9 protein-coding genes and 1 pseudogene are annotated in these 12,438 nt (G+C 59.7%); 5 read left to right on the top strand and 5 right to left on the bottom strand.

Annotated elements, in window-relative coordinates:
• Nucleotides 1–455: 455 nt before the first annotated feature.
• Nucleotides 456–1,655, top strand: a complete 1,200-nt coding sequence (locus B9A24_RS08600) for a PQQ-dependent sugar dehydrogenase (protein WP_084444759.1) — start codon at nucleotides 456–458, stop codon at nucleotides 1,653–1,655.
• A gap of 544 nt (nucleotides 1,656–2,199) precedes the next feature.
• Here the strand turns inward: B9A24_RS08600 and B9A24_RS08595 are convergent.
• Complete coding sequence (locus tag B9A24_RS08595; protein WP_084444758.1) at nucleotides 2,200–2,850, bottom strand: CatB-related O-acetyltransferase; 651 nt, start codon at nucleotides 2,848–2,850, stop codon at nucleotides 2,200–2,202.
• Nucleotides 2,851–3,208: 358 nt separating this feature from the next.
• Here B9A24_RS08595 and B9A24_RS08590 point away from each other — a divergent pair.
• Nucleotides 3,209–3,466: pseudogene (locus tag B9A24_RS08590) on the top strand (type IIL restriction-modification enzyme MmeI); the annotation flags it as partial.
• Nucleotides 3,467–3,574: 108 nt separating this feature from the next.
• On the opposite strand, the gene B9A24_RS08585 reads toward B9A24_RS08590, so the two are convergent.
• A complete protein-coding gene (locus tag B9A24_RS08585; protein ID WP_159451996.1) occupies nucleotides 3,575–4,789 on the bottom strand; it encodes a PAS domain-containing sensor histidine kinase in 1,215 nt (404 codons plus the stop codon).
• A gap of 359 nt (nucleotides 4,790–5,148) precedes the next feature.
• On the opposite strand from B9A24_RS08585, the gene B9A24_RS08580 reads away from it, so the two are divergent.
• Entirely contained in the window at nucleotides 5,149–8,070 is a 2,922-nt protein-coding gene (locus tag B9A24_RS08580) for a PAS domain-containing sensor histidine kinase (protein ID WP_159451995.1), read from the top strand.
• Between the two features lie 4 nt (nucleotides 8,071–8,074).
• Nucleotides 8,075–8,500: a response regulator gene (locus B9A24_RS08575; RefSeq protein WP_084444755.1), complete on the top strand. Its 426-nt coding sequence runs from the start codon at nucleotides 8,075–8,077 to the stop codon at nucleotides 8,498–8,500.
• A 99-nt stretch (nucleotides 8,501–8,599) separates the two neighbouring features.
• Here B9A24_RS08575 and B9A24_RS21625 read toward each other — a convergent pair whose 3' ends face one another.
• From B9A24_RS21625 to B9A24_RS08565, 3 genes are all read right to left on the bottom strand, one after another.
• Nucleotides 8,600–8,842 (bottom strand): response regulator transcription factor FixJ, encoded by a 243-nt coding sequence (locus B9A24_RS21625; RefSeq protein WP_143434851.1) that lies wholly within the window; start codon nucleotides 8,840–8,842, stop codon nucleotides 8,600–8,602.
• The gene (locus tag B9A24_RS08570) at nucleotides 8,839–9,000 is read right to left on the bottom strand and encodes a recombinase family protein (RefSeq protein WP_159451994.1); all 162 of its coding nucleotides are present in this window, start codon (nucleotides 8,998–9,000) and stop codon (nucleotides 8,839–8,841) included. The genes B9A24_RS21625 and B9A24_RS08570 overlap by 4 nt, the downstream gene beginning before the upstream one ends.
• A 116-nt stretch (nucleotides 9,001–9,116) precedes the next feature.
• Nucleotides 9,117–10,178, bottom strand: a complete 1,062-nt coding sequence (locus B9A24_RS08565) for an IS110 family RNA-guided transposase (RefSeq protein WP_084444753.1) — start codon at nucleotides 10,176–10,178, stop codon at nucleotides 9,117–9,119.
• 1,104 nt (nucleotides 10,179–11,282) lie between these two features.
• Here B9A24_RS08565 and B9A24_RS08560 point away from each other — a divergent pair.
• A complete protein-coding gene (locus B9A24_RS08560) occupies nucleotides 11,283–12,107 on the top strand; it encodes a helix-turn-helix domain-containing protein (protein ID WP_084444752.1) in 825 nt (274 codons plus the stop codon).
• The last annotated feature ends 331 nt before the right edge of the window (nucleotides 12,108–12,438 follow it).

Below are 12,438 nucleotides of genomic sequence, written 5' to 3'. Positions count from 1 at the left end.
ACGTACGCCGGGCCCCTCAACTGGCCGAAAAAGTAAAGAATCCCACTACAACTCCAGTTTATAGCCTACCCGTTAGTACCTGGCCTTTAGAAAAGTGAAAAGTAGACAAAAGCTAGGGGTGGCGGCTACTCATAAGCTGGGTCTCATCCCAGAATAGTTGCTTGACATAATGCAAGTTATACCCCCGACCTCGGAATAAGGGCGGTTTTTGCCCCACCGCCCCTACCGCCTGGACGTGGTACTTTTCCGATTTAGCGCACTCAGAAAGCAGTGCTCCACTGATTTTCGAAAATATCTGTGAAGCGGATGATTCCAGGCACCCGAAGCAGCGTACTAAGCTTATCACAAAGGAAATCCGCGGTGATAAGCATGGTGCATGCAGTCATTAATAACCAATACTAGAGCTGGTGCGTTGGGATACCGTCAACGTGTGAAATTTTTTACTAAAACACCTTATGAAAGAAGTCCTTACCCTTGCGCTGCTTTTGGCCGGCGCAACGTTGCACGCCCAGGAAAAGAAAGCGCCCGTAAACCCGCCGGATGTGGTCGAGACAAAATCGGGGAAGGTAAAAATCGAACACCTCGCCACCCTCAATGAGCCTTGGGGCATGGCGTGGCTCCCTGACGGCAGGTTACTGATCACGGAAAAGCCCGGTCGTTTACGGATTTATTCACAGGGTAAGCTCTCCGAGCCCCTCCGTGGGCTGCCCAAAATTGAATATCACGGACAGGGAGGATTGCTCGATGTAAAGATTGATCCTGATTTTTCCCGTACTAAGCTGGTCTATTTTTCTTACACAGAAGCGGCCGACCAGCAGCCCAACATTACCCGTGATATTGGGGACCCTCGACTGGGTAAATTTAATGATTATAGTGATGCCATTCTTAAAGGCGGCGCAGTGGCACGTGGCCGCTTAGAAGGCCAGGAAGTACGCAACATAGAAGTTATTTGGCGACAGGTACCCAAGACCGTTGGTCGGGGCCATTTTGGAGGAAGACTCCTTTTTGCCCCGGACGGTACGTTGTTCATTACTTCCGGCGAACGCCAGCGGTCCGAACCAGCCCAGGATCTGACGAGCAATCTTGGAAAGATGATCCGAATAAACCCTGACGGTTCCATCCCAAAGACTAATCCTTTTATAAACAAAAAAGGGGTACGACCTGAGATTTGGTCTTATGGCCATCGTAATCCACTGGGGGCGGCTTTTAATCCCGCTACCAAACAATTGTGGATCCATGAGATGGGCGCGCTACATGGCGATGAGTTAAACATTCCCTTAGCTGGAAAGAACTACGGCTGGCCCGTGGTAAGCAACGGGAATAACTATGATGGGAGTCCTATTCCCGCTCATGAAACAAAGCCTGAGTTTGCCGCTCCCGTCTATTACTGGCATCCTGCCATTTCTCCTTCCGGGCTGGCCTTTTACACCGGGAGTCTGTTTAAGGACTGGTCTGGCAATGCCCTGCTGGGAAGCTTTAATTCCGAAGCCCTTGTTCGGCTTACCCTTGATGGCAACAATGTGAGTTCAGAAGAGCGTATTTGGTTGCAACGCCGCATTCGGGAGGTGCTACAGGCGCCCGACGGTTCTGTCTGGCTGCTGACTGATTATAAGGATGGGGAACTACTACGCCTTTCCCCTGTCGCAGACCGTTAAAGTATAGGGTAAAGGAGGGAGTGACCCCCATTCGGGTAGTTCTGCGGGAAAATACATAATTCGTCGTTTGGGTCGTTGGCCTTGGTTACAAGGTTGGTCCACAAGGTAAGCGGCTTGCTTCCGAAGGCGGCACTCACCCCTCAAAATAGGGCATCCAGCGGCCAGCAGGGCTGGTTTGCTCGGTGAAACGACCCTATACCTGTACCATTCGCCTAATCGTCTGGTGCTGGGTATATCGAGCGGAAAACAAGTCTGTTTAGTGCAGGTAACTTGTTCAGCCATCAACGGACAAACAACCCTGCCCGCGTGACGGGAAAACGGTACGTTAACTCCGTAGGTGGCCACCAGAACGCGCTGAATGCAGGGTTCCTACGGTGAAAACGCCCTGTCAGTGCCTATCGCTGTGTAAAAAGTGGCGGTTGACAAGCGCGCCACTTACCTTCTGGACCAACCTTGTAACCAAGGCCACACTTCCCGGAATCCGTGCCGTTTTTGGCCTCCTTTCGAGGCGCGGCCCGCATGGAATTTTCCTAATATAAGGGTGCTATGCTTCGCTACTTTTCTCTGCTTGGTAAGCAGCTAAAAACGCCGTTACGTCCCCGGTTAGCAAGGGAGCGTAATGGGTAATCTTCTCCAAGGGCCACTCCCACCAGGCACTGCTCAATAGCTGGCTAATGGTGGCTTCCTCAAAGCGCGGCCGAATTACCTGGGCCGGATTACCGCCGACGATGGCATAGGCTGGGACATTGCGAGTTACCACAGCGTAAGAACCGATAATCGCACCATCGCCAATGGTAACGCCCGGTAAAATGGTCGCTCGGTATCCAATCCAAACATCATTCCCCACGACGGTATCGCCCTTTGTGGGGTATGTTTTATCTTGCATCGCGGTCGCCCAATCACCTCCAAAAACAGCGAAGGGATACGCGCTTACGGCCGTCGTTAAATGATTGGCTCCGTTCATGATGAACTCTACGCCCGAAGCTATCATGCAAAATTTTCCAATAATTAGGCGGTCCCCCGTAAAGTCAAATAGGTACCGCACGTTCTTTTGAAAATTCCCAACACTTTCAAAATCATCATAATACGTATAGTCCCCAATCGTTATTTGGGGATGCGTTACGACATTTTTCAAGAAGCACAACCGCTCATATCCTGCGAGCGGAAAGACAGTAGAAGGGGCAACAACAGCCATAAAAAGGGTTTTTATTCCAAAGGAGGCGAATTTACGCGCTTTGCTAGCGCGCAAATTCGCCAATAGTGGTTTGAACTAGAACACCCTGTTTACATGCTGCAAACGGTCGTCGTTTAAAAAACGTTATAAGACTTTGTCACCTATTCCAATCGTTCGTTTGCAATATGTAAAGGGACGGTATCAGGTATCATATCGGGAAAGGCTTCTTCCTGCGACTTCAACAACTAATGGAAGCTATAACCGATACTCTTCTCCAGCCTACCTGACTTCGAGCCGCTTAAAAAACGACTTCCGCTACTCCGGCACCCTCGTCTACAACACCTAGTCTTTCCCACCCGCGCCCACCGATGCCCAGCGCCAGGCCGTCACCGACGCCGCCGAGGCCGTGCTGGCCGCCTGCGCCGCCTTTCCCGGCGAAAGCCTCGCCGCCCTCTACGACCCCACCACCATGCCCCCGGCCCTGGCCTGCGCCCAAGCCGCCCTCGACCGCGCCGTCGACCGCTGCTACCCCCCCCCAGCCTTTCCCTTCGGAGCTGGCCCGCCTCGAATTCCTCTTCGGCCTCTACCAGCCGCTCAGCGCCCCCGTGCTCGGCGCGGCTCCCAAAGCCAGGACTAGGCCCCGCCCGGTGTAAAGGCAGCCCCGCCCGCTGCTTGGGCTGGCGCCGCGGCGTCAGCGCGCGCGGGCCAAGGTGCTCGGGGTGAAACGGGGTCGGCGCCCGGGTCCTTATTCCAGGTCAATGAAAAAGGTTGTGCCCTCGTTTTCCTTGCTGTCGAGCCAGATTTTGCCCTGGTGCATTTCCACTATCTGCTTGGTGATGAACAAGCCCAGGCCCGTGGTGGTGTCGCCGTACAGGCCCGGCCGCGAGGCCGAGGTGAACTTGTCGAACACGTGGGGCTGCAGCGCTTCCGGGATGCCCAGCCCGGTGTCGTGCACCACGAGGCGGATACGGCCTTTGAGCTGGCGCAGCCCCACGCGAATCTTACCGCCGGCGGGCGTGAAGTTGAGGGCGTTGGCGAGCAGGTTGTCGAGGATGCGGCCGAACTTGTCGGCGTGGATGTCGGCGTGAATGGGGGTTTTGGGCAGGTTCAGGCGCAGGTGGATGCCTTTGTCCTGCGCCGAGAGGCGGAACACGGCCACGCGCTTGTCCAGGAAGGCCCCCAAGTTGGTGCGGTGTTTTTTTAGGCGGGTGGCCTCCAGCTGGCCCAGAAACAGCACATCGCGCAGCAGCGCGTCGGCTTTGCCGCAGGCCTGCTCCACCAGGCCCAGCAGGGCCTCCACGTCCTGCCGGGCCATGGCCGAGTCGATGCTGAGCACCCCGGCGTGGCCCCGCAGCATGGTCATTATCATGAGGATGTTGGCGATGGGCGCTTTGAGGTCGTGGGCGGCCAGCTGCAAGATGGTTTCCTGCGTGTCGTAGAGGTGCTGGTTGGCCAGCTCCAGCTGCTTGCGCGCCGTGATGTCTTCCAGCGTGGTGTAGCCCAGCTCGCCCTCCTCGTCGGGAAAGAGCACCGACGTGACCCGGCACCAGAACGAGGACTTGTCCTGGCGCACCAGGCACGTTTCCAGCACGAAGCTCGGCTTCTTGTGGTCCCAGAGCTGCTCCTGCAGCTGCTCCCAGTCCTTGACAAAGTCGGGGTGGGCAAAGTCAATGATTTTGCGCCCCACCACCTTCTTCAGGCTTTTCAGGCCCAGCAGGGTGGCCAGCGCCTGGTTGGCCTGGCGGATGCGCAGGTCCGGGTCGATGATTTTCTGGCCCATCGGCGAGTTCTCGAACACGGTCCGGAACCGGTCCTGGCTGCGCTCGTAGCGCTGGTCCTGCGCTTTTTGCTCGTCGGCGGCCACTTTCTGCTGCCGCAGGCGGGTGTTTTTTTGCTGCAGGGACTGGACCTGCTTCTTTTCGGGGGCGGACGAAGCCGGGGTGGACGAGGGGGAAGCCATAAAACGAAGGAAATAAGGAAGGGAAAGAGCCGACCAGCGTCGCCAGGGGAGGGGTTGAGGCGGCGTCCGGCTCCGGTATACGCCAAACGCCGCGCCCTCGCCCATGCGGGTGTCTACTGTTTTCGGCTATTTTGCAGGCCGGTTCGCTGGCGCTAACCGGAACCCGAGCGGCTTTTTCGGGAGCCCTCCCGAAAAAGCCTGTTGCGCTGCCCCGCCGCCACCTGTAGCCACCTAGTGTTTCTATGCAGCCGGCAACCCTTCCCGGTGCTGTCCGTTTTGTCTTGCATCTTCGTTGTCCGAACGTAGCGCGTTGCCCAACCGCTGCTCGGTTCGGTTGCTTCCCTCCGCCACGTTTGCATATGTTTCCGCCCGCCGCTGCTGCCCTTGCCCCCGCCGACGACCTACTACAGGCCATCCTGGACGTTTCCCTCACGGGCATCATCGTCTTCCGGCCCGTGTACGACCCCGCGGACCCGGCCACCATCACCGACCTGGCGTATGTGCACCTGAACCCAGCCGCCCAGCGGATGCTGCAGCTGCCGGAGTGCCCCACCAAGTCGTTCCTGACCCTGTACCCCAGCGCAGTCGAAGCCGGCATCTTTGCCTTCTACCGCGACTCCTTTCTGGCCGACGGGCCGGGCCGCTACGACGTCAATTACCAGGCCGACGGCCTCGACAACTACTACCGGCTGGCCAGCCGCCGGGCCGGTGACCGGCTGGTAGTGAGCTTCAGCGACACCGCCGACCAGCCCCGCTCGTCCGTTGAAATAGCCCTGCGCGAAAGCCAGGACCGGGAAAAAGCCGCCCGCGCCGATGCCGAAGAACAGCGCGCGGCGCTGGGCCGCGCCTTCGAGCAGGCGCCGGTGCCCATTGCCATCCTGCGGGGCCCGGAGTTCGTGGTGGAGCTGGCCAACCCTTCGCTCGGGGCCCTGTGGGGCCGGCCGGTGGCGCCCGCGCTGGGCCGCCCCCTGTTCGAAGCCTTGCCCGACCTGGCGGGCCAGGGGCTGGAGGAGCTGCTCACCACGGCCCTGCGCACCGGCGAGCCCGTGGCCTTCCAGGAGCGCCCGACGGTGCTGGACCGCGCCCAAGCCGGCCTACCGGCCTTGGGCTACTACAATTTCACCTACCAGCCCCTGCACGACGCGCTGGGGCAGGTGACGGGCCTGATAACCGTGGGCATTGAAGTGACCGAGCAGGTACTGGCGCGCCAGCAGATGGAACAGCTCAACCAGGAGCTGGAGGCCCGCGTGGCCGCCCGCACCCAGGAGGCCGACCACGCCCGCCAGCGGCTGGACCAGGCCTTCCGCCAGGCCCCGTTCTACCTCAACCTCTACCGCGGGCCCGCGCACGTGTTCGAGCTGGTGCACCCCCTCACCCAGGCGCTGTTCGGCGAGCGGGTATTGCTCGGCCGACCCCGCCGCGAAGCCCTGCCCGAGCTCGGCGAAGCAACCCACCGGCCCTTCGACCGGGCGTATGCCACCGGCGAGGCGCAACAACAGCTCGAAATGCGGACGACCATTGACCGCGACGGCGACGGGGCGCTGCGCGAGGTGTACTTCGACATCGTGCACCAGCCCCTATTCGATGCCCAGGGACAGGTGGAGGGCGTGCTCACGCTCGGCGTCGATGCCACCGAGCGGGTGCACGCCCGCCGCCAGGCCGAGGCCCTGCATGTAGAGGCCCTGGCCGCGGCCCAGCGGCAGGTACAGGAGCGCGAGGCCTTGTTCCACATGCTGGCCGACACCCCCGCCGCCGTGGCCCTGCTGCGCAAGCCCGAGCACCGCTTCGAGTACGTCAACGCCGCCTACCAGCAGCTCTTTCCCGACCGCCAGCTCACCGGCCGGACCGTGGCCGAGGCCCTGCCCGAAACCAAGGAAGCCGGCTTCTTGAAGCTGCTCGACCAGGTATACCGCACCGGCGAAACCTTCTTTGGCGTGGAAATGCCCATGCGTCTCGAGCCCGCTGACGGCCGTCCGGTCCAGCAGGTGTACTACACCTTTACCTACCAGGCCTACCGCGAAAACGACCAGATTGCCGGTATCTCCATCTTTGCCTTCGACGTCACCGAGCAGGTGCAGGCCCGCCAGCAGCGCGAGGCCGAGCGCCAGCAATTGCACCATCTTTTCATGGAGGCGCCGACGCCTATCGTCATCTTGGACGGCCCCGACCTGGTGTTTCAGTTGGTCAACCCGGCTTACCAGCGCATCTTCCCCGGCCGCACGCTGCTCGGCAGGCCCGTGCTGGAAGCCCTGCCCGAACTCAGCGACTCGCCCGTTCCTGACCTGCTGCAGCAGGTGTACGAGACGGGTGAAACCTACGTGGCCCAGGAGCTGTCCCTGATGTTGTCCCGTCACGACGGGGAGGCGTTGGAGGAGATACACTTCACCTTCACCTACCAGGCCCGCCGCAACACCCAGGGTGCGGTCGACGGGTTGCTGGTCTTCGCTCACGAAATCACTGACCAGGTGCAGGCCCGGCGGGTGGTGGAAGAAAGCGGCCAGCAGGCCCGGGACATGGCCCAGGAATTGGCGGATGCCAACCAGCAGCTCATCCGCACCAACGTCGACCTCGACAACTTCATTTACACCGCCAGCCACGACCTCAAAGCCCCCATCGCCAACATCGAGGGCCTGCTCTACCTGCTGCAGGAGGAACTACCCGCCGAGGTAGCCCAGGATGCGGAGGTAGGCCCCACCCTGGCCCGCATGCTGGAGGCGGTGGAACGCTTCAAGCGCACCATCGACCACCTCACGGAGGTCTCCAAGCTGCAAAAGGAACACGCGCCCGCCACCACGTTGGTCACCCTGGCCACCGTCGTCGAGGACGTCGGGCAGGACCTGCTGCCCCAGCTGCAGGCCGCCGGCGCCCGGCTCCTCATCGACGTGTCGGCCGTGCCGCCCGTTCAGTTCGCCGAAAAGAACCTGCGCAGCATCGTCTACAACCTGCTTAGTAACGCCGTGAAATACCGGCACCCCGACCGTACGCCCCACGTCGACGTGCGGGCCCACGTGCGCCCGGGCCACACCGTGCTCGAAGTCCACGACAACGGCCTCGGCCTCGACCCCGCCTACCTGCCGCGCCTGTTCACCATGTTCCAACGCTTTCACGACCACGTTGAGGGCACGGGCATCGGGCTCTACATGGTCAAGCGCATGGTCGAGAACGCCGGGGGCCGCATCGAGGTGCACAGCCAGCCCGGGGCCGGCACCACCTTTTTTGTCTTCCTGCCCCACGCGACCAGCCCCGCCGGGCACCCTTTTTCCGCTTTAACTCCTTCCTAAACGCATGGCCGCTATTTCCTGCACCCTGCTCGTCGACGACGACGACACCACCAACTTTCTCAACCAAACCTTGCTCCGGCGCATGGCCATCAGCGACGCTGTGCTGGTGGCCGGCAACGGCCAGGTGGCCCTCGACCTGCTGCACACCCATTGCGAGCTGCCCACGTCGCCCACCTGCCCGGCCCTCATCCTGCTCGACATGAAAATGCCAATTATGAACGGCTTCGAGTTCCTGCAGGCCTACGCCCAGCGGCCCCCACGCGAAAATCCCACGGTGGTCATCATCATGCTCACCACTTCCCTCAACCCCAACGACGTAGCGCAAATGCAGGGCCTGCCCATCGCCGGCTACCTCACCAAGCCCCTCACCCGCGACAAAATCAACCAGGTACTGCAGCAGCATTTTGGCCAACCCGCTGGTGAAAACTAACCGCCGTACCCTTTCCTAGCCAAACCAAAACGAGCGGACCCCAGGGCCCGCTCGTTTCATTTCCACCCTACACCTCAAAGTGAGACTTTTCCTCAACCTTTAGCAGGTTGAGGCGACATACTTGGCCACCGTGCTAGGTGAGATGCCAAGGGCACGGGCAATGGCACCATTCGATTTGCCTTCTCCTTTCAACCCTTGTGCTAGTGCTATAACCGCCACGCTTTTTATTGGGGCACCGAGTTGTATTCCGGCAGCTTTCTTCTTGGCCAGCATTGATACTATCACGTCGCCGAACGGACCGAGCGAGCCGAGGTAAGGTTTAGTGAAGGATTTGTAGTTCACGCCATGGTCGCGCGTTCCTTCAGGTACTTCAGCGTGGGCAGGGCTCCTCCCCGGCTGAAGCGGTCCAGACGCCAGAACACTACTAGGTCAAACTTCTTCTGGTAGGCTTCGAGGAGTAGCTGCTTGAATTCCGAACGGTCTGCCTTGCTGCCCGACACCTGTAGTACTCCCCAAAAGATACTGTGATAAAAGGGTTGCCCCTGGGGCTACTTTTTTCTACTTTTAAGTCTCCCAAGGAGAGCCTCTAGGTTCATCCTGCGTAGCCTCGGCCCGTTTACGTGGCCGGGGCTATTTCTTGTCCGACTTGGTGTGCGGGCTGGTAGTGTGGGTCGTAGGCATGGTCATTTTTCCAAAGCGAGTAGCAGAGCACGAGCAGTTTACGCATCACGGTAATGACGCCGGGCTTGCCACTGGGATGCCGCGTACGCAAGCGCGTGTAAAAGGCCATCTGCCGGGGATTATGCCGCAAGCTACTCAGAGCCGGTAGGTAGAGGGCCGTGCGCAGGCGCACGTTACCGCGTTTGGAGACGCGCGTGGCATGGGCCGCGAGGCCACTTTGCCGCTGCACCACGTCCAGGCCGACATAGGAAGCGAGTTGGCGCTCGTTCTCCACTAACACGAAGCCGCTGGTTTCGGCGACCACCACGACAGCGGTCGTTAGGCCAACGCCCGGAATGCTGGTCAGGTGGGCCAGCTTGCGGGCTAGCTCCGGTTCGGCTGCCAGCAGCTCCGTCAAGTCCTGGTCAAGCGCAGCCAGCTGCTGAACCAGTAGTTGCTGCTGCGCGGCCAGGCGAGCCAGCGTCCGACTATCGGGCTGATAGCTATGCTGGTAGGCGTGGACGCGGGCTTTGAGTTGCGCGCCTTGTTTGGTCAGCACCTGCCGCTCCCGGGCGAGCGCCCGCAACTGGCGCAGCGCGGGAGTGGGTGGCTGCCAGGCCGGCAGGCTGCGCTCCAGTCCCAGCCGAGCGAGCAGGCGGGCATCGAGCTGGTCGGTTTTGCTCTTTAACTCGGTACTGCGCGCAAAATGCTTCACTTTATTAGGTAACAGCACACTGAGCAACTGCTGCTTATCGGCTAGAAAATACGCTAGCTCCTCGTAGTAGACGCCCGTGGCTTCCACCACGAACCATAGCGGGACCGCTGCCTGCTGCTGCCGAGCCACCCAGCTGAGCAGGGCGACAAAACCACTGGGCGTGTTCTCGAAAGTAGTTTCCTTGCCGAAGGTCAGCTGCTGGTGCAGGTCGAGCCGACCCAGACAGGCGACAAACGAGCTTTTGGCGATAGCAATCCCGACTACATATTTGAGCGGGGTGCTCACGGGCTTTACAGAAGGCATCAAGCAGGCATAATGAGGGTGAAACCATCAGCCAGACAGGGTTTTGCCGCAACTATTCTCGTGCAAATACGGGATGCCGGCACGCCGTCAGGCTCCCTCCAACCTGTGCAGTCTTCAGGCAAAAGGGAAGCAGGGCACGCTTTCTTTTGAGCAACGTCGAGGCGGTAGCTTCGCGTTTAGTTAAACGTGGTGACCCTGCCTCCTGCTCCGGCTACCTTTCGCTGAAAGGCGCGTTCATCATACGAGTTAAACGATTGGCTGAGAATTGTCTACCAATCGAAGGTAAATAGGGCTTCTACATCAAAGTAAAAGGCCCTCTATCCGGCCCTGGTAGGCGCCATACCGGTGGGGAGAACGGCGATCCCTATCCCTGGCAGCGCGGTAGCAGCGGGGGCACCCCCGCTCGCTTGCCTGTTTCCCGGCCGGCCCCGACCCTCGGCGTCTGACCGCCGCTGCTCGCGCAGCAGAACGGCCAGCCACCACGCGCGCGCCCAACGCGTCCCTTCGCTGGTTCAGCGTTCCCCACCGTCGCACGGGCGTCCGGCGGGGTCAGCAAGTCGAGTTCTGCAACAGCCACTAGTATAAAGAAATGATAAGAATCAGTGCTGGTACTGATCCATAAGGTCCACGAAAAGTATAGTATTGAATCGCCGTTGCGCCCTTAGCGATTGCCTCGGAACGGCTTTCATTCAGCGCTGACCCGTCTGGGCGGGACCCCAGGGCGGCGGGACGCGGCCTCTCCCTTTCAGTCCGTGTAGCATCATACAGGCTACTATTGAAGCATAACCAAGAAAAGCAGGCGTTAGCGCGGTACAGGCACGGGTGGACGGTCTGGTTTGGGTGCCACGGCAGGAATGACGGTTGAGGCCTAGCAAGGATGGGCGGCACCTAGTCTTGCAGTAGCACCGTGAATGAGTAGTAGTACTGCGCGTCTGCGCCGCCACGTGGCGGTCCGGAAATTTATGGCTAGCGCGAGCCTTGCACAGTCGGCGACCTGTTTCTGTGGACAGCCCAAGAAGGCGAGCTTTGGTGCGGTTGGCTTCAGGCAGGCCACCTTAGCGTAGCGGAAGGGGCAGCTTTTAAGGGAGACAAACACCTGAAGCCATGATTCTCCAAAGCTTTCCTCCTGCGGAAGAATTGCGGCCCTTCGTGTGCGGCTACCTGTACGGTCGCAGTGCGTTTGCGGCACCTCAGGTACTGCCCACCATTCCCCGGGGGGTACCGGCCCTGATGATCATTTTACCAGGGGCAGGAGGGGCTCCGCTGGAATTTCTTCAACCCATGCAGAGCGGACCCTTGACCGCGGGGGCGTACCTCATGGGGCAGGCCACCGAATGCTGGCTGTTGAAAGTGGGCGCAACCCAAGCGTACATGGTCGCGTTGCGGCCGGTGGCCCTGCCGGCACTGGGCCTGGTGACAGCGGACTATACCGATTCCGTCGTCAAGCTCGACGGCCTCCTGCCTGAATGCCGGTTCTTGATGGACGAACTCGCGGCCCAAATAAGCCAACTGGGCCAGTTAACTGTGCTGGACGCTTTTTTAAAGCGACTATTCCGGAACGCCACCGCCCGGCCCGACGAAGTGCACGGGGCGATGCACCGCATCTTTCAAACGCAGGGGCAGGTTAAAATAGGGCAACTGGCCCAGCAAGAGCGCATTAGCCCGCGTTCCCTGACCCGCAAATTTACTGACCTCGTCGGGCTGTCGCCGAAACAGTACGCGCACGTCATTCGCTTCCAAGCGGTCATGCACTACTTGCTCCGGACGCACAATGCCCCTTGGCTGGACGTCGTCCACCGGTTCGGCTACTACGACCAGTCTCATTTCATCAAAGACTTTCAGCACTTCACCGGACGACCCCCCACCCTTTATCTCGCGGCGGATCGGGATTTTGACGGTCGTTTTATCCAAGTCGTGGCCGCATTGTGAGCGTCGTTCGCTGGATCATTCTTTTGGCCGATTTTTACAATGCATTGCCCTTAAGCACTCTTTAGATTTGTAGAACAGTAATACTACGAGCGACCACACCACTCTCGGTCCGGCAATGGCGCTAGCTGAAGCGGAGGTGTGTGAGGCACTGGACCAGTTTTTTCCGGTTTGCTTGGCCCGCTTAGCCCGGGCCAAGTCCTTTCCCATTCTTTGTTAACCCTTGCAAGACGCAAAAGGTATGGAAGAAATCACAATGTCGATTAAACTAATTCGATATTTAATATAGCTTTTCTTATAAATTGGGCAAGGCAATAGCTCCCCCCGTTTGCTC

This window comes from Hymenobacter roseosalivarius DSM 11622 (assembly GCF_900176135.1).
Lineage (GTDB): Bacteria > Bacteroidota > Bacteroidia > Cytophagales > Hymenobacteraceae > Hymenobacter > Hymenobacter roseosalivarius.
Note: the sequence above shows the minus strand (reverse complement) of the source record. Positions and strands in the feature narration are given on the sequence as shown.